At 73.3% G+C, this 23,987-nt stretch carries 24 protein-coding genes and 1 tRNA gene; 9 read left to right on the top strand and 16 right to left on the bottom strand.

Annotation, left to right across the window (positions count from 1 at the left end; all coding sequences use genetic code 11):
- Nucleotides 1-109: 109 nt before the first annotated feature.
- Both ACIQTO_RS21870 and ACIQTO_RS21865 read right to left on the bottom strand, forming a co-directional pair.
- Complete coding sequence (locus tag ACIQTO_RS21870) at nt 110-1,771, bottom strand: FAD-dependent oxidoreductase (RefSeq protein ID WP_402390432.1); 1,662 nt, start codon at nt 1,769-1,771, stop codon at nt 110-112.
- A gap of 149 nt (nt 1,772-1,920) precedes the next feature.
- The gene (locus ACIQTO_RS21865; RefSeq protein WP_402390429.1) at nt 1,921-2,838 is read right to left on the bottom strand and encodes a diiron oxygenase; all 918 of its coding nucleotides are present in this window, start codon (nt 2,836-2,838) and stop codon (nt 1,921-1,923) included.
- Between the two features lie 536 nt (nt 2,839-3,374).
- On the opposite strand from ACIQTO_RS21865, the gene ACIQTO_RS21860 reads away from it, so the two are divergent.
- Entirely contained in the window at nt 3,375-5,816 is a 2,442-nt protein-coding gene (locus ACIQTO_RS21860; protein ID WP_402390424.1) for a SpoIIE family protein phosphatase, read from the top strand.
- A 27-nt stretch (nt 5,817-5,843) separates the two neighbouring features.
- Here the strand turns inward: ACIQTO_RS21860 and ACIQTO_RS21855 are convergent, their stop codons facing one another.
- The gene (locus tag ACIQTO_RS21855) at nt 5,844-6,137 is read right to left on the bottom strand and encodes an ester cyclase (protein ID WP_402390422.1); all 294 of its coding nucleotides are present in this window, start codon (nt 6,135-6,137) and stop codon (nt 5,844-5,846) included.
- A 134-nt stretch (nt 6,138-6,271) separates the two neighbouring features.
- Between ACIQTO_RS21855 and ACIQTO_RS21850 the strand changes: the two genes are divergently transcribed.
- Together ACIQTO_RS21850 and ACIQTO_RS21845 are read left to right on the top strand one after the other, a co-directional pair.
- Nucleotides 6,272-6,679, top strand: coding sequence for a DUF3052 domain-containing protein (locus ACIQTO_RS21850; protein ID WP_402390419.1), 408 nt, complete (start codon nt 6,272-6,274; stop codon nt 6,677-6,679).
- Between the two features lie 164 nt (nt 6,680-6,843).
- Nucleotides 6,844-8,193, top strand: a complete 1,350-nt coding sequence (locus ACIQTO_RS21845; protein ID WP_402390416.1) for a bifunctional folylpolyglutamate synthase/dihydrofolate synthase — start codon at nt 6,844-6,846, stop codon at nt 8,191-8,193.
- Nucleotides 8,194-8,316: 123 nt separating this feature from the next.
- Here ACIQTO_RS21845 and ACIQTO_RS21840 read toward each other — a convergent pair whose 3' ends face one another.
- A complete protein-coding gene (locus ACIQTO_RS21840) occupies nt 8,317-9,369 on the bottom strand; it encodes an alpha/beta hydrolase (protein WP_402390413.1) in 1,053 nt (350 codons plus the stop codon).
- A 170-nt stretch (nt 9,370-9,539) separates the two neighbouring features.
- Here ACIQTO_RS21840 and ACIQTO_RS21835 point away from each other — a divergent pair, with 170 nt between their 5' ends.
- Nucleotides 9,540-10,145, top strand: coding sequence for a TetR/AcrR family transcriptional regulator (locus ACIQTO_RS21835; protein ID WP_402390410.1), 606 nt, complete (start codon nt 9,540-9,542; stop codon nt 10,143-10,145).
- 101 nt (nt 10,146-10,246) lie between these two features.
- Here the strand turns inward: ACIQTO_RS21835 and ACIQTO_RS21830 are convergent, their stop codons facing one another.
- From ACIQTO_RS21830 to ACIQTO_RS21790, 9 genes are all read right to left on the bottom strand, one after another.
- Nucleotides 10,247-11,155 carry a GNAT family N-acetyltransferase gene (locus ACIQTO_RS21830; protein WP_402390407.1) on the bottom strand — a complete coding sequence of 303 codons (909 nt, stop codon included), beginning with the start codon at nt 11,153-11,155 and terminating at the stop codon, nt 10,247-10,249.
- 187 nt (nt 11,156-11,342) lie between these two features.
- Nucleotides 11,343-11,807 (bottom strand): iron chaperone, encoded by a 465-nt coding sequence (locus ACIQTO_RS21825; RefSeq protein WP_402390404.1) that lies wholly within the window; start codon nt 11,805-11,807, stop codon nt 11,343-11,345.
- A gap of 81 nt (nt 11,808-11,888) precedes the next feature.
- Nucleotides 11,889-12,533 (bottom strand): glyoxalase, encoded by a 645-nt coding sequence (locus tag ACIQTO_RS21820; protein WP_402390402.1) that lies wholly within the window; start codon nt 12,531-12,533, stop codon nt 11,889-11,891.
- Nucleotides 12,533-13,054, bottom strand: coding sequence for a helix-turn-helix transcriptional regulator (locus ACIQTO_RS21815; RefSeq protein WP_402390735.1), 522 nt, complete (start codon nt 13,052-13,054; stop codon nt 12,533-12,535). Before ACIQTO_RS21815 ends, ACIQTO_RS21820 begins: the two co-directional genes overlap by 1 nt.
- Nucleotides 13,055-13,204: 150 nt before the next feature.
- Complete coding sequence (locus tag ACIQTO_RS21810; RefSeq protein WP_402390399.1) at nt 13,205-13,615, bottom strand: VOC family protein; 411 nt, start codon at nt 13,613-13,615, stop codon at nt 13,205-13,207.
- A 205-nt stretch (nt 13,616-13,820) separates the two neighbouring features.
- Nucleotides 13,821-13,904 (bottom strand) — tRNA-Leu (locus tag ACIQTO_RS21805).
- A gap of 70 nt (nt 13,905-13,974) precedes the next feature.
- The gene (locus ACIQTO_RS21800; RefSeq protein ID WP_402390397.1) at nt 13,975-15,303 is read right to left on the bottom strand and encodes a hypothetical protein; all 1,329 of its coding nucleotides are present in this window, start codon (nt 15,301-15,303) and stop codon (nt 13,975-13,977) included.
- A 147-nt stretch (nt 15,304-15,450) separates the two neighbouring features.
- Entirely contained in the window at nt 15,451-15,582 is a 132-nt protein-coding gene (locus tag ACIQTO_RS21795) for a DUF397 domain-containing protein (protein ID WP_402390394.1), read from the bottom strand.
- On the bottom strand, nt 15,545-16,495 hold the full coding sequence (locus ACIQTO_RS21790) for a Scr1 family TA system antitoxin-like transcriptional regulator (RefSeq protein ID WP_402390392.1): 951 nt from the start codon (nt 16,493-16,495) through the stop codon (nt 15,545-15,547). The genes ACIQTO_RS21795 and ACIQTO_RS21790 overlap by 38 nt, the downstream gene beginning before the upstream one ends.
- A gap of 172 nt (nt 16,496-16,667) precedes the next feature.
- Between ACIQTO_RS21790 and ACIQTO_RS21785 the strand changes: the two genes are divergently transcribed.
- The gene (locus ACIQTO_RS21785; protein ID WP_402390389.1) at nt 16,668-17,147 is read left to right on the top strand and encodes an ATP-binding protein; all 480 of its coding nucleotides are present in this window, start codon (nt 16,668-16,670) and stop codon (nt 17,145-17,147) included.
- Nucleotides 17,148-17,330: 183 nt separating this feature from the next.
- Here ACIQTO_RS21785 and ACIQTO_RS21780 read toward each other — a convergent pair whose 3' ends face one another.
- From ACIQTO_RS21780 to ACIQTO_RS21770, 3 genes are all read right to left on the bottom strand, one after another.
- Nucleotides 17,331-17,825 carry a cupin domain-containing protein gene (locus ACIQTO_RS21780; protein WP_402390387.1) on the bottom strand — a complete coding sequence of 165 codons (495 nt, stop codon included), beginning with the start codon at nt 17,823-17,825 and terminating at the stop codon, nt 17,331-17,333.
- Between the two features lie 184 nt (nt 17,826-18,009).
- Complete coding sequence (locus tag ACIQTO_RS21775) at nt 18,010-18,831, bottom strand: ABC transporter permease (protein ID WP_402390385.1); 822 nt, start codon at nt 18,829-18,831, stop codon at nt 18,010-18,012.
- On the bottom strand, nt 18,831-19,748 hold the full coding sequence (locus ACIQTO_RS21770) for an ABC transporter ATP-binding protein (protein WP_402390382.1): 918 nt from the start codon (nt 19,746-19,748) through the stop codon (nt 18,831-18,833). Before ACIQTO_RS21770 ends, ACIQTO_RS21775 begins: the two co-directional genes overlap by 1 nt.
- Nucleotides 19,749-19,880: 132 nt before the next feature.
- Between ACIQTO_RS21770 and ACIQTO_RS21765 the strand changes: the two genes are divergently transcribed.
- From ACIQTO_RS21765 to ACIQTO_RS21750, 4 genes are all read left to right on the top strand, one after another.
- Nucleotides 19,881-21,134 (top strand): sensor histidine kinase, encoded by a 1,254-nt coding sequence (locus tag ACIQTO_RS21765; protein WP_402390380.1) that lies wholly within the window; start codon nt 19,881-19,883, stop codon nt 21,132-21,134.
- Nucleotides 21,131-21,808, top strand: coding sequence for a response regulator (locus tag ACIQTO_RS21760; RefSeq protein WP_402390377.1), 678 nt, complete (start codon nt 21,131-21,133; stop codon nt 21,806-21,808). The genes ACIQTO_RS21765 and ACIQTO_RS21760 overlap by 4 nt, the downstream gene beginning before the upstream one ends.
- 200 nt (nt 21,809-22,008) lie before the next feature.
- Nucleotides 22,009-23,379: an erythromycin esterase family protein gene (locus ACIQTO_RS21755; protein ID WP_402390374.1), complete on the top strand. Its 1,371-nt coding sequence runs from the start codon at nt 22,009-22,011 to the stop codon at nt 23,377-23,379.
- A gap of 96 nt (nt 23,380-23,475) precedes the next feature.
- The gene (locus tag ACIQTO_RS21750) at nt 23,476-23,982 is read left to right on the top strand and encodes a hypothetical protein (protein WP_402390372.1); all 507 of its coding nucleotides are present in this window, start codon (nt 23,476-23,478) and stop codon (nt 23,980-23,982) included.
- Nucleotides 23,983-23,987: the final 5 nt, after the last annotated feature.

Here is a 23,987-nt window from a genome sequence, read left to right as displayed (position 1 = left end):
CCGGGAGGCACCGCACGCCCGCGTCACGGCGGCCGCGCCCCCGGGGGGCTCCGTGCGCGGCCGGCCGGGTTCCGGTGGCCGGCCGGTCGCGCTCGGGGGCGGCCGGCGGTCAGCGGCGGCCGGCGGCCAGCAGCGCGGGGAGCGTGGCGAGTTTGACCCGGGGGCGGCCGGCGGCCTCGCCGAGCGCGCGTTCGGCACGGTCGATGGCCCGCAGCTGCCGCAGCCCGACGGCGTCCGGCCGCCGGCTGCGGACCAGCCGGGCCAACTCCCGCCGGCCGCGGGCCGACTCGGGCAACACGCCGGCGGCGGCGTCGTCCAGCAGGGCGTCCACGGTCTCCTGGGCACAGGCCCGGTTGGCACCGATCCCGCCGGACGGGCCGCGCTTGGCCCAGCCCACGACGTACGTGCCGGGCAGCGGCCGGCCGGACGCCGGATCGATCACCCGACCGCCCCGGTGCGGAACGGCCGCGGCGGCGGCGTCGAACGGCAGGCCGGGCACCGGAACGCCCCGGTAGCCGATGGACCGCACCACCAGGCCCGCACGGATGGCGCCCTGCTCACCGGTGGGCTCGACGCGGCCGCCCCCGGGCCCCTCCACGAGCGCCGTCCCGCCGAGCCGGACGCCCTCGACGCGGCTCGTGCCCAGCAGTTCGGTGGGCACGGCGAAGAAGCGCAGCACGATCCGCCGGCCGGGGCGCGGCGGCTCGTCGCCGTCGACGCGCTCCAACGGCAGCCCGGCGAGCAGCTCGGCCTTGGAGCCGGGCGGGGCGGCGGCGATCGCGGCGCGCACCTCGGGGTGGTCCTCGACGACGAGTTCGACGCCGGGCAGGTGCCGCAGGGCCAGGAACTCGGGCCGCGTCCAGGCCGCCTGCTCGGGCCCCCGGCGGGCGAGCAGCACCACTTCGCGCACCCGGCTGTCCCGCAGGGCCGCCAGGGCGTGGTCGGCGATGTCGGTCGCGGCGAGCCGGTCCGGACCCAGCAGCAGGATCCGGGCGACGTCCACGGCGACGTTGCCGTTGCCGACGACGACGACCCGCTCGGCGGAGAGGTCGACGGCCTCGGCGGGGACGGTCGGGTCGGCGTTGTACCAGCCGACGAACGTGGTGGCGGGCAGACTGCCGGGGAGGTCCTCACCGGGCAGGCCGAGCCGGCGGTCGGTGGCGGCGCCGACCGCGTAGACGACGGCGTGGTGGTGGGCGGCGAGTTCGGCATGGGTGAGGTCCTTGCCGATCTCGACGTTGAGATGGACCCGCAGCCGGGGGTGGTGGAACACGCTCGCGAAGCTCTCGGCGATCCGCTTGGTGGACTGGTGGTCGGGGGCGACGCCGTGCCGCAGCAGTCCGCCGGCGACCGGCAGCCGGTCGATCATGGTGATCTCCGCGCCGGTGGTGCGCAGCAGCGACTGGGCGGTGTAGCTCGCGGACGGGCCGGTGCCGACGATGGCGATGCGCAGCGGCCCCAGGCCGTTCGGCAGGCTGCGGGGGAAGGCCGGCGCTCCCCAGCTGTGGTCGGCGGGGTGGTCCCGGTAGTAGTCGCGGTTGAGCTGCCCGAAGACGGTGTCGGGGCCGGCGAGCCGGTCGACGGGGAAGACCGCGTCGACCGGGCAGGCGTCCGCGCAGGCGCCGCAGTCGATGCAGGCGACCGGGTCGATGAACAGCATGTCGGTCCGGCCGAACTCCGGCTCGTCCGGGGTGGGGTGGATGCAGTTGACCGGGCAGACGGACACGCACGAGGCGTCGTTGCAGCAGGTCTGGGTGATCGCGTAGGCCATGGCCGGGTGGGGTCCTCGCTGCGTGGGGGTCGGTCGGGTCGCACCGGGTTCGGCCCGGGTGGGCCGGCTGTCCGGGCGGTGCGCGTCGGGCTGCGGGCGTCGAACCGGCGCGCGTCGGGCGTCGGTTCGGCCCGGTCAGGTCAGCCCGGTCAGAGCATGTCGACGCGGCGGTAGACCGCCGCCGCCGAGCGGTTGAGCAGCCCCGTCTCGCCGAGGAAGGCCATCAGGTGGCCGGAACTGGTGCGCATCATCGCCTTGCGGTGCTGGTTGTCGCGCACCTCCGCCAGCGCCCGCTCGGTGTCGAGGCCGGCGGCCCGGTACACCCCCCGGTGGACCATGCTGCCGACGATGACGAAGGCGGCCACCGCGATGCCGGTCCCGGCGGCCCGCCGGCGCGCGCGGCCCGCGCCGCGCAGCCGCTCACGGATCTCCTGGCGGGCGAACTTCATGTGCCGCGATTCCTCGACGACATGGATCCGGGACGCCTCCCGGACGATCTCCAGGACGTTCTCGCCGCGCATCCAGTCGCGCTGCATGACGTCGAGCACCTCCTCGGCCACCAGGATTCCGCCGTACGCGAGTTCACCCTTGGCGGTGGCCTTGAAGAGGCGGCCGGCCTGGGCTATCGCGGTGGCCGGCCGGTACCGCGGGACGCCCATCTTCTCGCAGGCGCGGGCGAACATGATCGAGTGCCGGCACTCGTCGGCGATCTCGGTGAGGGCGAAGCGGAACTCGGCACTGGCCGGGTCCTTCAGGTACAGGTCGCGCAGCACCATCTGCTGCAGGATCATCTCGAACCAGATGCCGGTCGTCATGATCGAGCAGACCTCGTGCCGGGTGAGGGTGACCCGCTGCTCCTCGGTCATCTCGTCCCACAGCCGGGTGCCGTACAGGGTGCTCCACTCCGGGTTGAGCCCGTAGCCGTCCGCCGGGAGCGGCGCGTCCCAGTCGATCGCGGTCGCCGGGTCGTAGGAGAGGGTCGCGGCCGAGGCGAGCAGCCGCTTCGAGACGTCGTCGTCGGCCGAGGTGTGACGGTGGGTTCCTGCTGCCGTGCCGGGGTGAGCCATGGCTGCCTCCAGGTGCGTGCCCTGCGCGGGGTTCCCGCCCGCCCCGCTTATTAGACGGAGAGTACAATAAGAGCCCGGGTGCGAGAAGCCCTCGCGCACCGTCCGGGCCCCGGGCGTGACTGGCGGCCACGCCCACCGGAGGGATGATGGAGAGGCCCCGGGCCGCGCAGCAGGGGGCACGGACCGGCGCGCTCTCGGCCGGCGGAGCAGCCCGCGGAGAGGAGCGGACCGGATGAGCACGGCAGCCGCCCTCCCCCTCGGCCACCGACCGGCGAACGGTCGGGCCAGGCCCGCCCGGTACCGGATCTCCCCCCGCTCACACCGGCACCTCCCCCGTTCCGGCTCCGCTCCGCTCCCCCGGCCGCCGGGCGGCGACCGGCACGGACGGGACCACCCGTCACCCGGACGGCGGCACGCGACCCCCGGTCGGAGCACGGAACGGCGGCACCCGACCGGGCGGACGAAGGACCGGGCACGACGGACGACGGACGGACCGAAGACGGACGCGACGGCACGACACATCCGAGGTGCGCACCATGGACAGCCGACGACCCCCCTTCGTCGACAGCGCGGCCGGTGCCCTGCTGGACGCCGACGGCAGGATCGTCCGCTGGACCCGGGAGGCCGAGCGGCTGCTGTCGCTGCCCGCCGGCGAGGTCTGCGGCCGCCCGGTCCGTGAGCTGCTGGCGGACCCGGCCGGCTGGGACACCCTGCTGGCCGAACGCCGGACGGCGCGCGCGGCGGAACGGACGGCCGGGCCGCCGGCGGAACCCCCCGCGGACACCTGGTCCGGCACGGCGCTCCTGCGCTCCGGCCGGGGCGGGCACCTGGGGGTCGTCTTCCAGGTGCTCCCGCTGGCGGAGGCCACCGCCGGGGAGCCGTCCGCGGCCCGGTACTTCGTACTCGCCGCCCCCGCCCGGCTGGTCACCCAGTGGCGGCAGGACCAGGCGTTCACCCGGGAGCTGTTCCTCCAGGACCGGGTGGGCCTCGCCGTCTTCGACGACCAGCTGCGGCTGGTCAGGACCAACACCCATCTGCTCCCCTACACCGGCCTCCCGCCGGATCTGACCGGTCGACGCCTCGGGGACTTCCTGCAGACCGAGGACGCGGAGGCGGTCGAGCGGCAGCTGCGCGAGGTCCTGCGGACAGGCCGTCCGCTGGTGATCTCGGGGGAGCTGGTGCGGACGATCGAGGCTCCGCGCGGCGGCGCGGCGATGGCCATCTCGGCCTTCCGGCTGCAGGCCACCGACGGCCAGGTGATCGGGGTGACGGCCCTGTTCACCGACGTCACCGCCCTGCACCGCTCCGGCGAACGGCTGGCCGTGCTCCACCGCGCCACCACGGCGGTCGGCGGATCGCTCTCCGTCACCGGCACCGCCGAGGACCTCGCCGCCGTCCTGGCTCCGGGGCTGGCCGACCTCGCCGTGGTCGAGGTCGCCGAGGCGGTGTTCACCGGTGAGGAGCCGGCGCCCGGCCGGGACGGCCGTCTGACGCTCCGCCGCACCGCCGTCACCGGGGCCACGGAGCTGCTGACGGACGCGGGAGCGTCCCCGGGGGCGGGCCCGGACACGGCGGCGGTGGCGTTCCACACCGAGGGCTCCCCGACCGTGACCGACCCGACCGCCACCACTCCGGCCCCGACCGACCCGACCGCTACCGACCCGACCCCCACCACGATGACCGCGCCGCTGCGCGCCCGGGGCAGTCTCCTCGGCCGCGTGACCGTGCACCGCGCCGCCGGCCGCATCGCCTACGAACCGGCCGATCTCGACCTGCTGCACGAGATCGCCGCCCGCGCCGCCCTGGCCCTGGACAACGCCCGCCGCTTCACCCGCGAGCACCGCGCCGCCGTCAGCCTCCAGCGCAGCCTGCTGCCGCCCGCGCAGACCGAGACCGCCGCGGTCACCACCGCCAGCGTCTACCTGCCCACCGACACCGCCGGCGGCGTCGGCGGCGACTGGTTCGACGTGATCCCGCTCTCCTCGGCCCGCGTCGCGCTGGTCGCCGGGGACGTGGTCGGCCACGGGCTGGAGGCCAGCGCCACCATGGGCCGGCTGCGCACCGCCGTCCGCACCCTCGCCGACCTCGACCTGGAGCCCGACGAACTGCTGGTCCACCTCGACGACCTGGTCTGCCAGTTGCTCATCGAGGCCGACGAACCGGAGGACGAGGGCGAGTGGCCCACCGGCCACCGGACCGGACCGTTCGGCGCCACCTGCGTCTACGCCGTCTACGACCCGGTCTCGCGGCGCTGCGCGATGGCCTCCGCCGGACACCCCCCGCCCGCCGTCGCCGCCCCGGACGGCACCGTCGAGTACGTCCCGGTGCGCCCGGGACCGCCGCTGGGCGTCAGCGGCCTGCCCTTCGAGGCGACGGAGGTCGAGCTGGCGCCCGGCAGCGTGCTGGCGCTCTACACCGACGGGCTGATCCTCGGATACGGGGGCGACCTCGACGAGGGCCTGGCCGAGCTGCGCCGCCGGATGGCCCGCCCCGGCGCCGCCGAGGCGCCCTTGCCCGAGCTCGGCCGGGCACTCGTCGACGACCACCCGGCGCACCGCCTGGCCGACGACGTCACCCTGCTGCTCGCCCGCACCCGCGCGGTGCCGCCCGAGGCCACCGCCACCTGGTCGCTGGAGGCCGACCCGGCCGCCGTCGGCCGGGTCCGGGAGAGTGCGACGGAGCGGCTGCGCGCCTGGGGTCTGGAGGAGCTGGTCTTCACCACCGAACTCGTGCTCAGCGAGCTGGTCACCAACGCCATCCGCTACGCCGGCGGCCCGGTCCAGGTGCGGCTGATCCGCGCGGAGCGGCTGACCTGCGAGGTCTCCGACCCCAGCGCCACCCAGCCGCGGATGCGCCGGGCCCGCCTCACCGACGAGGGCGGCCGCGGCCTGTACCTGGTCGCCCAGCTCACCAAGCGCTGGGGCAGCCGCTACACCCGGAACGGCAAGACCATCTGGGCCGAGCAGGAGCTGCCGTAGTACCCGGGGACCGGCGCCGGGAGGCGGTCAGGCCTCGCCGGGGGTGAGTCGGGCCGGCAGGCCCTGACGGTCGATCTGGATCCAGTACTCCACGATCCGCCCGGCCTCGACCCGGTAGACCGCGCTCGCCTTCTCCGTCAGCGGCCGGCCCGTCGGCGGACGACCGTTGATCGGCGCGAGGTGGTGCCCGTGCTGGGTCCACCGGGCGTGGACCCGGTCGCCGTCGGGCGAGGAGCTCGTCCAGCACGAACTCGGGGGGCCCGTAGGCCGCCGGCATCTCGCCGACGCGGTCGCCGTCGGCCCGGCCGGGCGCCGGGACACCGCTCGCTGACCCTCGGCGGCCGACCACGGCCCGCCGTCCCGGCCCGGTGCGCGGCCTGCCCCCGGACACCCTGCGTGTCTGATTGGCTACGGGTGGACCGCGGCAGGCGCGGCCCTCGGCACCGGAGGCAGTGATGAGCACCGAAGAGCGGATCAACCCTGCGGCCCGACTGGGCTTCCAGCCCGGACAGGTCGTCCAGGAACTCGGCTACGACGACGATGTCGACCTGGGACTCCGCGAGGCGATCGAGGAGATCACCGGCCAGGACCTGGTGGCCGAGGACTACGACGATGTCGCCGACGTGGCCCTGCTCTGGTGCCGCGAGGAGGACGGCGACCTGACCGACGCACTGGTCGACGCGATCGGACTCCTGGCGGACGGCGGCACGATCTGGCTGCTGACCCCCAAGACCGGACGGGTCGGGTACATCGAGCCCAGCGACATCGGCGAGGCCGCGCAGACCGCCGGACTCTCCCAGGTCAAGCCCGTCAGCGTTGCCGCGGACTGGTCCGGCACCCGCCTGATCGCCCCCAAGCGGTAGGCACCCGGACCGGCTCCCGGTCGCCGGTCGCCGGCTCGCGCGCGAGCCCGCGACCGGGAGCGGCAGGTCACGCCCGGCCGTGCCCCGGCCGGCCGGGGCCGCTCCGGGCGTCAAGCTTCGTCCACCCCAATGGATCTGACGGTCCGTTCGGGCATCATCGGAGGATGGACTACCAGGAGTGCGTGGACATCCTCGAAGAGCTGCACGGGAATTCGCACGGGCCGCTCCGGGAGGCGCGGCAGGCGAACGTCCCCCGGCTGCTGGCGGCGCTGGGGCATCCCGAGCACGAGCTGCGCGGGATGCTGGTGGTCGGGACCAACGGCAAGGGGTCGACCTGCGCGTTCGCGGTGGCGGCGGTGGCCGCCGCCGGCGCGCGGGCGGGCAGCATGCCCAGCCCGCACCTCCAGGAGCCCAGGGAGCGGATCCGGGTCGACGGGGTCCCCGTCACGCGCGCCGAGTACGCCTCGGCGTTCGCCGAGGTGTACCGGGCCGCCTACCGGTACGACCTGCCCGTCATGGCCACGGGCCTCTACGCGGCCACCGCCGCCGTGCACTTCCGGAACGCGGGTGTCCGCCTGGCGGTGGCCGAGGCGAGCATCGGCGGGAGCAGGGCCGCGGCCAGGGAACTGGACCTGGACGTGAAGGTCGTCACCGGCATCGGGCTCGACCACGTCGGGCTGCTCGGGGACACCCTGGCGGAGATCACCCGGGCCAAGGTCGAAGCCGTGCGGGACGGGGACCACGCCGTCCTGGGCAGGCTCGCCCCCGAGGCGGTCACCGCCGCCGGCCGGGTCCTCGACCGGCGGACCGGGGTGTCCGTGTGGCGGATGGACCACGAGATCCGCTACACCGCCCGCACCGCGAACGGCCCCGGCGGCCCGGCCGCGCTGGTCGACGTCACCACCCCCCGCGCGGTGCACCGCGACCTCCCCTGCCCGTTGCCCGGAGCGCACCAGCACCACAATCTCGCGCTCGCCGTCGCCGCGGTGGACGCGATGGTCGAACGCGGCCACGTCCGCGCACCGGACGCCGCACGCCTGCGCACCCGGCTGGCCGCCACCCGCTGGCCCGGCCGGCTCGAACTCGTCCCGGCGGCCCGGCTGGGCGACTGGACCGGCCGCGTCCTCCTCGACGGCGCGACCAACCCGCAGGGCGTCGCCACCGTCACCCCGGAGATCCTGCGCCACGCCCGCGCCGCCGGCCACCCCGACCGGCCCCCCGTCCTGGTCTTCTCCGCCTTCGCGAACAAGGACGTCCCCGGCATGCTGGCCCCGCTGCCACCCCACTGGCCCCTGGTCCTGACCCGCACCGGCTCCCACGAGTGCGCCGACCCCGCCACCCTGCGCGCCCGCCTGGCGCCCGCCGGCCGGGGCCCCTGCCTGACCGCCGAGGACACCCGGTCGGCGCTGCACCGGGCCGGCGAACTCGCCGGGCCGGGCGGCCTGATCGTCGTCCTCGGCTCGCTCCGCCTCGTCGGCGAGGCCCGCACCGCGCTCGGCCTGCCAGCCGCCTGACCGGCGCCGCCGGACGGTCCCGCCCCCACCACAGCGCGGCCGAGCGCCCCGCACGGGCCCGTGCGGGGCGCTCGGCCGTACTGCCCGCCGGACGGCCCTCATGGCGCGGCGGGGGCGCCCGGCTCAGCCGACCAGGGCGTCCTCCAGCCAGGGGGTGATCACGGCCATCGCCTCGCCGAAGCGCGAGATGGCGCAGTGACCGGTGTCCGGGATCAGTTCGACCCGGGTGTCCCGGCGACCCTCGAACACCCGGGTGTCGTCCAGCGGGACATGGACGTCCTCGGTGCCGTTGACCACCAGCATCGGCCCGTTGGCGTCCTGGTCCAGCAGGGGACGCAGGTCGAAGGCCGCGAAGGCCTGCTCGCGCTCGGCCGTGCTCGGCAATGCCTCGAAGCCGAGCGCGTTGCCGACGATGCCGTCCATGCCGAAGGCGAAGCCGCGGCCCGGCGCGAAGGAGCGCTCCACCGGGCCGCCGAGCACCACGGAGGCGTCCACCGCGCCGGTCAGTCCGGTCCGGGCGGAGTAGTAGCCGCCCATCGAGATGCCGAAGTGGCCGACCTTCCCGTTGCCGAGCGTGCGGGCGAAGGCGACCAGTCCGGTGACCACCTCGGCTCCGCCGTCCGGGGTCATCGGCAGGTGGGCGGTCTCGCCGGTGCCGGCGAGGTCGAACAGCAGCAGCCGGGCGGGCAGCGTGAGCGCGAGCTGCTCCCACATGCCGTGCAGGTCGGTCTTCCAGGAGTCCACCCCGCCGCTGGCCAGCACGACCGGCGCGTCGGCGGGCAGGCCGGGGGCGGCCATCAGGTGGACCGGCAGGGTGGCCCCGGCCCCGCGGTACGGGACGGTGAGCGTGCGGCGCTCGAACTCCACCGGGAAGCCGGGAGCCGCGAGGACGTACTGCTCGACCTGGCGGGCGAGCGCGGTGCGCTTCGGTTCGTCGGCCAGCGAGGGGAACTTGGCCCAGCCGTAGGCCTGTGCGGCGAGCCGGTGCTGCCCGGCCCCGGCGTGCCGGGCGGCGAGGGCGGACCACTCGTGCACCCAGCTGCCGGGCCGGTCGGGCCACATCTCGGTGACGGCGGCGCGGACCGCGTCCACCTCGTCGACGGGCAGGCCGAGGGTCATCTGCGGGTAGCGCTCGACGAACAGGTCCTGCGGGTCCAGGGGCCAGGTGAAGGACATGGTGGCGCCTCCTGCTGTGCTTAAAGCCGGAACTCTTGCCTTAGCGACTATGCGCTCGGGCGGGGCTTAACGCAAGCACGCCTGCGTTAAGGTGGTGATCGAAAGGTGGCGACCGAAAGGTGAGGAGCGAAAGGTGAGGAGCGAAAGGTGGCGACCGAGGTGATCGACACATGACCGAGGAAGCAGCGGAGCCGATCCGCCGCCGCCCCGGCGGCCGCGCCGCGCGGGTCCGCCAGGCCGTTCTGAGCGCCGCCCTGGAGCTGCTGGCCGAGGAGGGCATCGACCGGCTCAGCATCGCCGGCGTCGCGGCCCGTGCGGGGGTCAACGAGACCACGGTGTACCGGCGTTGGGGCAGCCGGCAGAAGCTCGTACTGGACGCCCTGCTGGCCGGGAGCAGCGAGGGCATCCCCGTCCCCGACACCGGCGCCGTCCGCACCGACCTGGCCGCCTTCGCCCGCGCGCTGGCCGAGTACCTCGCCACCCCGACCGGGCGGTCCGTCGCCCGGGCGGCCTCGCTCAGCTCCGAGGACGCCGACCCCGAACTCGCCGAGGCCTGGCAGGCGTTCTGGCAGTCCCGGCTCGATCAGGCCGGCGCCGTCATCGGCCGGGCCGTCGAACGCGGGGAGCTCCCCCCGGACACCGACACGGCCCTGGCACTGGAACTGCTCTGCGCCCCGATCCAGACCCGCGCGCTGCTCGGCCACCGCCCGATCGAGCCGGACCTGCCGGAACGCCTGGCCGACCTGGTGCTGGACGGTCTGCGAGGGAGGGGCTGACGATCGGGGGCCGGGGCGTCGACTCCGACCGCCGGTGAGCGGTCCGGTCCGGGCCCGCCCCCGGACCGGACCGCTCAGCGCGCGCTACTCCTCGCCGGGCACTACTCCTCCCCGGGGGCCCGGCCCGCCGGGAGGAAGTTGATGCGTTCGCGGACGACGGGGAACCCCGCCTTGGCGAAGTTCGCGGCCATCAGGACGTTGGCCCGGTCCGTCGCTCCGCCGATGAACTCCGCGCCCTGCCCCACGAGAAGGTGGACGCACTCCGCGAGCAGGTCGTAGGCGTAGCCGCGACCGCGCTGTTCCGGGACGACTCCGATGAAGCCGATGACCGGACCGGAGGGGTTGTGGGCCGGGATGTGGATGCCGGCCAGGTCGCCCTCCGGCGTGCGCGCGATCCGCCACCACTCCCGTGGGGAGGGGCACCAGTGGAAGAAGTCGAGTTCCTCCTGGGCGGCCCGGTCGAGGCCGCCCTCCTCGATGGCCCTGAGCGCGTGGGCGTCCAGGGTGACGGAGTGGATGCGGCGCAGCGCGTCGAAGAACACGGCGTCGTCGGGTTCCGCGTCGAAGCGCAGGCGTCCGGGCCGCTCGGGCAGACCTCGCTCCGGGGTCCAGCGGTACAGGAAGCGTTCCACCAGGAGTTCGTACCCCGCGGCCCGTGCGGCGGTGAAGCGGGCCTCGGCGGCGGCGCGCAGGCCGCTCTCCTCCCGCCAGCCGCCGGGCAGGTTGATCTCCAGTTCGACCTGCCGGGGGGCGGAGCGCAGGAGTGCGGTCCCGGCCTCCTCCTCGCCCTCGGCCACGTCGAACCAGTTGACGGTGACGGGCTCCGCGTCGTCGGGGCCGCCCCACCACGCGCCGCGTGCGACGACCTCGCCGTCGCGCAGGGCGACGCGCTTCCAGTCGGGGCGGAACCGGGTGAGCCGGTGGCCTTCACGGGCGCCCAGCGGGTCGGGGAGTGCGTCGAAGAGATGGGCGTCGCTCGCGGAGAGCGCGCGGATGACCGGACCGGTCATGGATTCCTCCGGGATACAGGCTGCTTGGAGCGCTCCCGGTCAGAACTGGTGCATCACGCCGGGGGAGCGGACGAGGGAGCGCTGGAAAGGTGTGAACTGCACGGCACTCGCCTCCTTCCGTTCGTCTCGGGGCGTGGTGCCACACGCTACGTGGCCGGCCACTGGTCCGTCCACGGATTTCCGCGCCTCAGCCCGCCGCCCGCTTCACGAGCGCGCTGACGAACTGTTCGTCGGCCGCAGTCAGCTCCTTCAGGGCGAAGGCGGTCGGCCACATCGCGCCGTCGTCGAGTGCCGCCCGGTCGCCGAACCCGAGCGTCGCGTACCGCGACGTGAACTTCTCCGCACTCTGGAAGTGACAGACGACCTTGCCGTCCCTGGCGTACGCGGGCATCCCGTACCAGAGCTTGGGCGCGAGATCGGGAGCGGCGGCCTTGACGATCCCGTGGATCCGCTCGGCCAGGACCCGGTCGGCTTCCGGCATCTCGGCGATCTTCGCGAGCACGTCCCGTTCCGCTGCCGCGTCCTTCTCCGCCTTCGACGCACCGCGCCGCGCCGCCGTCCTCTTCTGCTCCCGCGCGTGCTCCTTCATCGCGGCCCGCTCCTCGGCGGTGAATCCGTCGTACGTCTCGGCGGGCGACTTCGTGGACGGCATGGTGGGCTTCCTCTCGGACGAAACGCTGTGGGGCGGGCGGGAGTCGGGGTGGTGTGGGAGTCGGCGCGGCGCGGGAGCGGACTACTCCGCCGCTTCCCAGGCGAAGCCGTCCGGGTCCGTGAAGCTGCCGCCGGTGCCGCCGAGGGCGATGCGGTGCGAGCCGGTGCCGTCCACGGGGACGCCGAGGTCCTTGGCCAGGGCGCGGCGCTTGTACAGGGCCAGCTTGACGGGGCTGGAGGTACCGGGGGCGAACTCGGCGTACTTGCCGCCGAAGCTCTTGGCCACGGTCAGGCCCCGGCCGACGTAGAACTGCCTGGTGGCCTTCACGTCCTCCACGCCGATCAGCAGGACCAGCTCGTCGAACTCGCGGGTGGCGGGGCCGGTGTCCTTCCTCGCCGAGGTCGCGATCTTCCAGATCGTCCCGTCCGGGGCCCGGACGACGCCGCTGTAGCCCCACAGCGACTTCGCGGCGGGCTTCAGCACCGTGGCGCCGGCGCCCACGGCCGCGGCGACGAAGCCGTCGACGGTGGCCGGGCCGGACACCGTGAGCGCCAGGGTGAAGCCGCGGAATCCGGTGGAGTGGGCCTCGGACGCCCGCAGGCGGATGTGCGCGGCCACGCCGAAGGCGGTGTAGAAGCGCTGGGCGGCCTCGGGGTCGGCCACCTCAAGGGTGACGGACGCGAGGGACGTGTGGGCTGCGGTGAGAGCAGTGGTTGCCATGACCATCACGCTAGGGGCCGGGGGGCGGCCGGGGCTTCTCGATTCCTGACCGGTCGCGCGACCTGCTTCGCGACGCACGCCGGCATCCCCTCCAGCCCGGCGGTCGGGCCCGGCTCGCGGGCCGCCCCCGCGGCATCGGCATCGTCGGCGGCCGCATCCGCCGCCTGGCGCCGGAAAGCCCCGGGCAGCAGGCCGACCAGCTCGGTGAAGCGGGTGGTGAACGTGCCCAGCGACGCGCAGCCGACCGCGAAGCAGACCTCGGTGACGCTGAGGTCGCCCCGCCGCAGCAGCGCCGTCGCCCGCTCGATCCGCCGGGTCATCAGATACGCGTACGGCGACTCGTCGTAGGCCGCCCGGAACTGCCGGCTCAAGTGCCCGGCGGACATGTGCGCGTCGCGGGCGAGCGCCTCCACATTCAGCGGCTGCGCGTACTCCCGGTCGATCCGGTCGCGGACGCGGCGCAGCCGCGCGAAATCGGCCAGGCGCAACGCCTGGACGCGGGCACGATGCCATTCGGGCTTGCACATGAGAACCCTCCCCTTGATCGTTCGTCTTCCCTGTGCCATCGGCACATACGAGCGGCCGGGGTGCCGCCCCGGTGGGTGCCCCGGCCGCTCGGCGGTACGGACCGGCCCGTCGCGCTCCTCATCGGCGGTCGCGACGGCAGCCCGCGGGGCTCAGCGCAGCTGCTGGATCCGGACCAGGTTGCCCGCGGGGTCGCGGAAGGCGCAGTCACGGACGCCGTACGGCTGGTCGGTCGGTTCCTGGACGACCTCGGTGTCACCGGCCTGCACCTTCTCGAAGGTGGCGTCGAGGTCCGGGGTGGCCAGCAGGATCCAGCCGTACGTGCCCTTGGCCATCATCTCGGTGATCGTGCGCCGCTCGTCCTCGGTGATGCCGGGATCAGCGGCAGGCGGCGCCAGGAGGATCGACGTGCCGGGCTGACCGGCCGGGCCGACCGTGATCCACCGCATCCGGCCCTGCCCCACATCGCTGCGGACCTCGAAGCCGAGGACGTCGCGGTAGAAGGCGACCGACGCGTCCGGGTCGTCGTGCGGGAGAACGGTCGTGTGAATGGTGATGTCCATGGCCAGCAGGCTAGACGCGGCCCGGGAGCCGCGCTTCTCGATTCCTGCCCGATCCGGACGCGTCGGGGCGTTCGCGCACATGGCACCCGGAGCGCACGCTTTCCGCCACCGCGCACCCGACGGCCCACGCTCCGGACAGCAAAGAGGCCGGTCAATCCGACGTGTCGTCGACTTGACCGGCCTCATGTGGTCCGAAGACCGAGTGTGCGCGAGGGGGGAGTTGAACCCCCACGCCCTTTCGGGCACTGGAACCTGAATCCAGCGCGTCTGCCTATTCCGCCACCCGCGCATCTGGGTGATGAGGTAAATCGTAGCCCATCCGCGCGGGTGCTCCGAACCAGGTCGGCCGGGTCGCCGGGTCAGCGGGTGAGGCGCCCGACGATCCAGTCGATCAAGGTGCCGGAGACGTGGCTGTGCTCGGTGTTGTCGTCGTCGAAGGCGACCTCGTCCAGGTGCCCGCGCTCCAGGTCGGCGTCGGTGATGGAGAGGTTCACGTTGACGTCCCACTTCACCGGGTCGAAGTCCAGCGCCGCCGCACTGACGGACGGCACGAAGGCACCGCTGCGGTAGTCCTCGGCGATCTTCGCCTTCAGCGCGTCCGCCACCTTGCCGAACGAGTCCAGGGTGCCGCCGGGCGCCCCGTCCAGTGCCGGGACCTCGGTGGTGGAGCTGCGGCGCACCGCCAGGCCGAGGTGCATGCCGCCGATCTTCTGCTGCTCGCCCTTCTCCGGCTGGAAGCGCGCCGTGGCGCTGGCGATCAGGGCCTGCCAGTCGAAGGCCACCTCGCCGGCCGGCAGCGGACGGCCGACGCCGTCGCGCCGCCCGTTGGAGACACCGAGCTTGCGCGGGATCACCGGGAAGTTGCCGAAGCGTTCGAGGTCCGCCAGGAACTCCTTGCGCAGCTCACTGGAGGTGGCCACCGGCCCCGAGTACTTGGAGTTCTCCACCCAGGCCCAGAGCAGCTGCTGCGCGGCGGGGCTGCGGATCAGGTCGGCCTGCTTGGCACCACCGGGACCGGCGGGGGTGAAGTCCTCGAAGAAGTACGCCATCTGCTGGAGGACGAGCGGGATCCACGCGCCGTTGTGGGGCGAGTCGTAGGAGAGGTAGGTCTCCGTCTGGTGATCCATCTTCATGGTCTCCAGCTTGGCGAGCGCGAAGCGGGTGATGATCCCGCCCATGCTCACCCCACCGACGGTCAGCCGCTCCTCGCCCACCCGCTCGGCGATCGCCCGTTGGATGGCGCTGATCGCGACCTCGGCATTGGCCTGGATGTAGGTGTGCCGCTCCTCGAAGCCGAGCAGGACGATGTCGTAGCCCTGGCCGATCAGCTGGTCGAAGAGGCCCTGCTTGCCGCCGTAGGGCTGGTTGAAGTACGCGAACAGCCCGGGGAGGTCACTCGGGCCGTAGTTGAAGCCGTCCGCGAAGATGAAGGGCCGCCGCAGGCCGAACTTCGGGTTGGCGTAGTAGACGGCCGCCTTGCCCGTCGCGACCTGCCCCTTGTACTCGGCGCCGGTCAGCTCCCAGGTCACGTCGGCCTGCCGACCGCCGTCACTCGCGCGCTCCAGTGCGGCGGTGAACCACACATCGGGCGCCAGGGTGGCGGCGAGCTCCGCCTTCTCCGCCGAACTGGGCTCCGCCTGGCCCTCCTTGAGGGTCAGCGCTACGTCGATCCGGGGTTCCTGTGCCATGACTTCCGCCTCGGTCTAGTCGAACAGGGATCATGTGCGCACAGTCGGTGACCGTAACCGTTTGATTACGTACCGCACCAGTGAAACACGCAGAGTGATCGAAACTGTTCGGCCGGGATCGGCGGATGACCGAATGCGACGGGTCGCTCAGACGGGGAAGTCGCCGGCCCGGACGGCGGCGACGAAGGACTGCCAGGCGGGGGCGGGGAAGACCAGGGCCGGACCCTCGGGATCCTTCGAGTCACGCACCGGCACGAGGCCGGGGAATCCGGGGGCCACCTCGACGCACTCGCCGCCGTTTTCCGCGCTGTAGCTGCTCTTCTGCCAGACCGCTGCGCTGAGCTCGATATTCCTCATGTCGATACTCCTCCATCACCTCTGCGATCAGCGCACGAGACTCAACCACTGAGAGCGCGCTCCCGCGAACGAGGTCATAGTCACGCCGATGCTCGGAAACGACTGACGGTGCGTCACTGAAGTGCCCACGGTACAGGCTCTCCGAGTAGACCCACTCCTTCCCGTCCGGCATCTCCAGCAGGAACATCGAGGTGGGAGGAAGCATCACGATGCCGCAGTCAAAGGGCACAACCTGGATGAGGACGGTGGACCGCTCGCCGACTGCGAGAAGATGCTCCATCTGGACCCGCATCACGCCAGACCCTCCAAAGACGGTGTAGAGGGCGCTTTCGTGCAGGAGCACCATCAGCAACGGCCCCTCATCTGTCAGGAATCGGTCCTGCCTCGCCAAACGAGCCGTGACACGCTCCTCAAGCGCCTCCGGGTTGTTCTGGGCCCTCCCCGTGGCGAAGACCGCACGGGCGTAGTCCTCACACTGCAACAACCCGTTGATTCGGGCGTACTGGAAGACCCTGACCGCCACCGCCTCGGCCTCCAGTTCCGCATATCGCTGGAACCAGTCGGGGTGCTCGATATCCGCGTGCCAATCGACCCGCTCGTACAACCGCGCCAGCAGGCCCCCGGTCCGCAGCGCCTTGTCCGCCTCCTCCAGTAGCTCGACGGGGAACTTGCGCTTGCCGCCCTCCGACTTGGTGATCACCGTCCGATCGCAATGCAGGAGCCTGCCGAGATCCTCCTGCGTGAGCCCCGCAGCCTCGCGCGCGAACCGCAGCTCCTCACCGAACAGTTCGGCCGAACTGGCGGTCGGCCCCGAGCGGCCCTTCCGATGTGACATCCCCACCTCCTCTTGTGACGTGACCCAACGTCACTGCGATTTGGCCGTCACCGTACCTCCGCCCCCTCGATGATTGATGCCGGAACGCAATCTTTTGCTCGCAATACGTGATCGCGCACGCCGTCCCGCGAGCCGCTTCCACTCCCCCATCGCCCCAGGAGGTAGCCCCGCCATGCCCAAGAACTGTGTCGCCCTCGGTCCGCGTCGACCGCGTGAATTCGCGGCGCGGCTGGACTCCCGGCCCGAATGCACCCCCCTGGCCCGGCAGATGCTGCGGGCCTATCTCGCCGGCATGCCACACGGCGAACGGTACGCGGACGTCGGTGAGTTGCTGCTCGGGGAGCTGTTCGCCAACGCCGTCCGGCACAGTGACGCGCCGCCGGACCGGGTCGTCGAGGTCCGGTTCGCACAGGTCTGCGACCGGCTGCGGATCGAGGTGCACGACGCGGGTGGCGGCCGCCCCGCTCTGCGCGAGAGTTCCTCCGAGGACGAGCACGGCCGTGGCCTGTTTCTCGTCAACGAGCTTGCTGATCAGTGGGGTTGCTGCCCACGCGCCGGCGGCATCGGCAAGTTCGTCTGGGCGCTGATCACTCCCGCGCCCGGGCCCACCACGCTCGTCTTTGGACGAGCACGGGATGTCGTCGCCGTCTGACGGCGGCGGCGACCCGGCGCATTCGCCCATCGCTCCACAACGGTTTCCCCCCAACGTGGGGTTTGGCTCAACTCATCGACCTGCGCGTACCGATGCCCCAGGTGGCGCGAGTCCCGGGCGGGGTGGCGGCGCTGAGGGCTGCCACCCCGTTCGCCGCCGTCCGGTCTTCGGCTGCCGCACCGGTCACTTGGCGGCTTCGAGGGTGGCGCGCCAGAGCGGGCTGTCGACGTAGTGGTTGTCGTACTGCTCGGAGGAGTCCTTGATCTCCTGCGGGCCGGCCTCGCCGCGCATCACCCGGCCGAGCAGGCGCAGGTAGTCGAAGCGGGGCATGCCGGGCGTGAACACGAAGAGCACGTCGGCCTCGGAGCCGGGCGCCGCCGCGAAGGCGTGCGGGGTGTGCGGCGGGACGAGCAGGAAGTCGCCCGCGCCGAGGACCTCGACCTTGTCCTCGACCAGCACCTGGAGCGCTCCGCCGATCACGAAGAACAACTCCGAGGCCCGGGTGTGGAAGTGGGCCGGAGCCCCGACGGCGCCCTTCGCGAACGTCGAGCGGTAGCTGGTGATCGGGCTGCCGTCGGTGCCGCAGTCGGCGAGCAGGGTCATCACACTGCTCGGGTCGCTGGTGGTCTCGGCGGTGGCGGCGCGGGTCAGGACCGGCTTCGGCGCGGCGGTGTTCATCGTGGTGACTCCCTCTTCGAGCGGCGGCCCCGGTCGCTCGCCGTGGCCTTGTGTCTAGGACTCTATGAGGCCAAGCGACCTCTCCTATGGTGCATTTGACGACCAGTTCCATGGGTCAATTGCTCCCACCCGCGAGGCCCGCACAGGCATCCCGGGGCGCGCGGCGCACGCCCCGACGAGCCGTTCAGACGTCCCGGCGCCGCACGACGATCACCGCGAGAGCGAGGGTGACCAGCGGCCAGAGCGCGTACACGAGCCAGCATCCGGGGACGGTGGCGGTGTAGCCCAGGGAGTCGGGATCCGGCTCCCAGGACTGGACCAGGCGGTGCCAGGCGGACGACACCAGCGCGTGCTTGAGGTCCGCCGACCAGCGGTTGCTCTCCGAGAACATGGTGGGCAGCATCAGCAGGACGAAGACGCTGGTGACCACCGTCCCGGCGGCGTGCCGGAGCAGCACACCGAGACCCAGGCCGACCACGGCGCAGACCGGCGCCAGCAAGGCGGACGCCACCAGCGCCCGGAACACACCGGGATGGGTGATCGGAACGCCGGCGTGCCGCCCGTCCAGGATGGCCTGGGAGACCAGGAAGGAACCGAGGGCGGCGACCGTACCGACCGCGCTCCACAGCGCGGCGGTGACGGCCGCCTTGGCCAGCACGACCGAGCCGCGGGCCGGAACGGCCGCCGTGGTGGTGCGGATCAGCCCGCTGCCGTACTCGCTCACGACGGTGAGGGCGCCCATGGTGGCGGCGACCAGGATCAACGTCCAGTAGCCGGCGGGCGGGTAGGCGTCGTAGGGCAGGAAGCCGGCGCCGGACCCCGCTTCCTTGTCCGCCAGGGCGGCCGCGGCGGCGGACCCGATGACGAACAGGACGGTGAGTCCGATCACCCACGGGGTGGAACGCAGGGACCGTATCTTGATCCACTCGGCGGCGGCCAGGTCACTGAAGCGGGCGGCCGGCGCGGCGGCGGGGATGGTCCGGGGGGTGGTGGCGAGCGTGGTCATCAGGGCTGTCCTGCCAGGTATTCGGTGCTGTCGGCGGTGAGTTCCATGAAGGCCGCCTCCAGCGAGGCGGTCCGGGTGGTCAGTTCGTCCAGCCGGATGCCGTTCTCGAAGGCGAGCGCTCCGATCCGGTCGGCCGGGAGGCCGGTCACGGTGAGCTTCTCGGCCCCCGCCGAGCCCTCCGGCTCGACCGCGGCGCCCGCCGCGGTCAGCACGGCCACCAGCTCGGCGGCCTGCGGGGTCCCGACCACGACGCTGCCACGGTTGCCGCGGGCCGCGAAGTCCCGCACCGACTCGGCGGCGATGAGGCGGCCCCGGCCGATCACGACCAGCTGGTCGGCGGTGTTCTCCATCTCCGACATCAAATGGCTGGAGAGGAAGACCGTGCGCCCCTCGGCGGCCAGGCGCCGGAAGAGCCGGCGCACCCAGAGCACACCCTCCGGGTCCATGCCGTTGATCGGCTCGTCGAACATGAGCACCGGCGGGTCGCCGAGCAGGGCGGTGGCGATGCCCAGCCGCTGCTTCATACCGAGGGAGAATCCGCCGATGCGGCGCTTCGCCACCTCGGCCAGCCCCACCTCCTGGAGCACCTCGTCGACCCGGCGCAGCGGGATGCCGTTGCTGCGGGCCAGGGCGGACAGGTGGGCCGCGGCGCCGCGTCCGCCGTGGACCTGTCCGGCGTCGAGGAGGGCCCCGACGTGCCGCAGTCCGCGTGAGTGGCGGTGGAAGGGGACGCCGCCGACGGTGGCGGTCCCGGCGGTGGGCGTGTCCAGGCCGAGGATCATCCGCAGGGTGGTGGACTTGCCGGCGCCGTTGGGGCCGAGGAAGCCGGTGACCTGGCCCGGCCGCACGGTGAAGGACAGGTGGTCGACGGCCGTCTTGCGGCCGTAGCGCTTGGTGAGTTCGTTGACTTCGATCACAACGGCAACCTTGCCGGGACTCCCCCCGGCCGGGCATCGGGCCGTGGGCGGCAATCACGCGCCGTGATCAACCCGGGGGCGTACATCCCCGGGCCGATGTCGCGCGCGGGACCGGCTGGCTACTGTCGCGGCATGGACACCACACCGACCACCACCCCGCCACCTGCGGGTTTCACCCCGCCCCCGCCCCCGCGGAAGGCCGGGCTCCCCCTCCCGGGCACGAAGGCCACGGCCTGGGCCGGGGCGGTGCTGTACCTCCTCGCGGTCGGTCTGCTGGTGGGGGGTGCGCCGCGGGCCTCGGGCACCGTCCACGGCATCGGGGCCATGCTGTCGGTGACCCTGCTCGTCGGCCTGCTCCGACGGTGGCCGCTGCTGACCCTGGTGACGGCTCACCTCGGGTCCGCCCTCGTGGTGGTCGGCACGCCGGGCACCCTCGGGGCGCCCCTGTCGGCGTCCTACCAGAGCCAGTTCCTGTCCTTCCTGGCGATGGACGCCCTCCTGGGCTACATCGTCGCCACCGCCGCCCGGCAGACCTCGATCGTCGCCGTCGCGGTGTCCTTCGTCGCCCAGCTCCTGATGGTCGGTGGCTTCGCGCACGGGGACGGCCTGACCGTCAACGCCGTGATCGCCCTCCTGGCGATGGCCGCCGCCTGCATGGTCGGCCTGCTGAGCCGCGAGCGCCGCGAGCACGCGGTGGCGCTGCGCTCGCAGGAGGTGGACGAGGCCGTGACCGCCGAACGGCTGCGGATCGCGCGGGAGTTGCACGACATGGTCGCGCACAGCATCGGCATCATCGCCATCCAGGCCGGCGTGGGGAGCCGGGTGATCGAGACCCAGCCCGCCGAGGCCCGGGAGGCCCTGCGGGCCATCGAGGCCACCAGCCGGGAGACGCTGTCGGGCCTGCGGCGCACGCTGGTGGCGCTTCGTCAGGCCGACGCGGGGGCGGCCGACTCGACGCAGGCACCGCGCACGCCCACGCCGGGCCTGGCGGACCTCGAACGGCTGGCGGCGGCGACCGCGGACGCGGGTGTGCGGGTCGACCTGCGCATCGGCGGGGAGCGGCGCCCGCTGCCGGCCGACATCGACCTGTCCGCCTACCGTATCGTCCAGGAGGCGCTGACCAACGTGGTCCGCCACGCGGGCACCGGGCACTGCCGGGTGTCGATCGACTACGGGGACGAGGAACTGTCGGTGGAGATCGTCGACGACGGACGGGGCGCCGCCACGAGCGGCTCGGCCCACGGCTTCGGGCTGGTGGGCATGCGGGAGCGGGTCGGCCTGCTGCACGGCCGGCTGAGCGCCGGGACGCGTCCCGAGGGCGGCTTCCGGGTGGCGGCGCGGGTGCCGCTGCCCGAGCCCGTCGCGGTGCCGGCGGCGGGCCGGTGACCGTCCGCGTCCTGCTCGTCGACGACCAGCCGCTGCTGCGGTCCGGCCTGCGCGTGATCATGGCCGATCACCCCGACCTGACGGTCGTCGGCGAGGCCGCCGACGGAGCCGAGGCGGTCCGGCTGGTCGGCGAGCTGAGCCCCGACGTCGTGGTGATGGACATCCGGATGCCCGGGATGGACGGCATCGAGGCCACCCGCCTGATCACGGCCGGTCCGACCGCGGCGCGCGTCCTCGTCCTGACCACCTTCGACGAGGACGACCACGTCTACGACGCGCTCCGGGCCGGTGCCAGCGGCTTCCTGGTCAAGGACATGGCGCTGGACGACATCCTCTCGGCGGTCCGGGTGGTCGCCGCCGGCGACGCGCTCATCGCGCCGGGGGTGACGCGCCGTCTGATCGCCGACTTCGTCGGACGCCCGGGAGCGGCCGGCGCCGCGGCCGCCCCGGGAGGCTCCCCGCAGCCGATCGAGGGCATCACCGAGCGGGAGCGGGAAGTCCTGACGCTGGTCGGGCGCGGCCGGTCGAACGCCGAGATCGCGGAGGACCTCTTCATCACGGTCGCCACCGCCAAGTCGCACGTGTCGCGGCTGTTCGCCAAGCTGGGCGCCCGGGACCGGGTCCAGCTCGTGATCACCGCCTACGAGGCGGGGCTCGTCACGCCGACCCGGTGAGCCGCCCGCCCGGCACCCCGGGCCGGCCCCGGCGCGGGCCCGTCCGGGCAACGGCCGCTGCCCCTTCACGCCCCGGCCGTTGCCCTTCCGACGGGGGGTATCCCCCCGGATGGTTTCGGAGGCTTCCCTCAGCGCGCGACCATGGAATCGCAGGTGATGATCGATCCCACACGCCGATAAGGACATTGAGGGGTCGGAACATGACTGGCAATCGAAAGCGCATCGGCCGACGAGGGCTGTTGATCACGGCCGGTGTCGCCCTGGGAGCGCTGCTCGCCCCCGTCGCGGCCCAGGCGGCACCCGCCGGCCCGGCGGACACGGCGACCGCCGCGGCCGGACGGCAGAGCCCGGTCCGCGCGCTGGAGCAGGCGGCCCACCCGCTGCGCTCCACCGAACCCGGCCGGAACACCGCCGACCTGCGCGCCATGGGCACGATGATCGGTGACGCCCGGGTGGTCGGCCTCGGCGAGGCCACCCACGGCTCGCACGAGTTCTTCGCCATGAAGGAGCGGCTGTTCCGCTACCTCGTCGAGGAGAAGGGCTTCACCACCTTCGCCCTCGAACTGAGCTGGTCCGCAGGCCTCGAAATCGACGACTACCTGCAGACCGGCAAGGGCGGCGACGCCCGCAGCGTCGCCAAGGCGACCCTCGCCAACTCCCCCTGGGACCGCGAGGAGTTCGTGAGCCTCATCGAGTGGATGCGCGACTACAACCGGCGCCACCCCGGCCGGACCGTCCACTTCATGGGCGACGACCTCGGCGCCCCCTCGCTCAACGACGCCTTCTTCGCCCGGATCACCGACTACGTCCGGCAGAACCACCCGCAGGCCCTCGCACGGCTCGACGAGCTCTACACCGGCCTGCGCCCGATCGACGACGCCTTCGCCTACCTGGGCAAGCCCGTCGCGGAGCGCCGGCAGCTCGCCGCGCGGGCCCAGCAGGCCCTGGAGCTGGTGAGCGGTCTGCGGGGCTCCGGCGGGGAGGCCTTCGAGTGGGCCGAGCAGAACGCCCGCTCCGTCGCCCAGACCACCGCGTTCCTCTCCCTGGACCCCGCGGACCAGGAGTCGCTGCCCGGCTTCGAGCGGTTCCGCGACGAGGTGATGGCGCAGAACGTCGCCTGGTGGCAGCAGCGCACCGGCCACAAGGTGCTGCTCTCGGCCCACAACGACCACGTCGGCTACACCGCGAGCAACGCCGCGCTCTACCCGAAGACCCAGGGGGCCTTCCTGCGCGAGACGCTCGGCCGCGGCTACCTCCCGATCGGGTTCACCTTCTACCAGGGCTCGTTCCTGTCCAAGGACACCGCGATCGGCGGCGACTGGAAGAAGTTCACCGACGGTCCCCCCGGGGCCGAGCTGAACGAGTACACCCTCGACCAGGTCCGCCAGCGGGACTTCTACCTCGACACCCGCACCGCGCCGGCCGCCGCGAAGGCCTGGCTGAACGTCCCCCGGCCGACCCGCAACTACGGCACCCAGGCCCCCGTTCCGCCCGGCACCCTCGCGCTCGCCGCGTCCTTCGACGTCCTGATCCACCTCCACGAGATCCGGGAGTCGGACAAGACGCCGTAGGCACCGGCGAGTGGGGCGGGCGGTTCACCCGCCGCCCGCCCGCTCCCGTGGTGTACTGGCCCAAGGAGAAAGGCCCGGCGCACACGTGGGGGAGCAGTGTTCCGCAGCGACCAGCAGCCGCCCGGGTCGCGGTCACCCGACCGGGAGACCGTCGAGGAGTTCGGCAAGCCGGTCGCCGTGCTCCGGGACGCCCCGCCCGGCTGGTTCGCGCTGCTGGGGCAGCAGCGCTCGGACGGGTTCCTCCACTGCCTCGACGTCGCCTACCACCGCGGCACCGACCAGGTCGCGGCCGTCCAGACCTCCCGCCCGGTGCCGGAGAGTCACCGGGTGCGGCCGGTCACCACACCCCTCTCCGAACTCTGGGTCTTCCTCGCCAACACGGACCGCATTCCGCACAGGACCTTCCCGGCGGACCTCGCGCCCGTCCGGCGCAGCGTCGTCGTCCACCTGGACGGTGCCGCCACCCGCGTCGACGGCCACGGCTCCCACGGGTGCACCAGCGCCTCGCTGCCCTCCGGCGACGGGCACCTCGTGGTGACCGCCCCGGACGCCCACTGGGCGGTCGCCGCCGACCTCGCCCTGCGCGGGGCCGGCGTCTTCTAGGCCGA

This window comes from Kitasatospora sp. NPDC091207 (assembly GCF_044768625.1).
Lineage (GTDB): Bacteria > Actinomycetota > Actinomycetes > Streptomycetales > Streptomycetaceae > Kitasatospora.
Note: the sequence above shows the minus strand (reverse complement) of the source record. Positions and strands in the feature narration are given on the sequence as shown.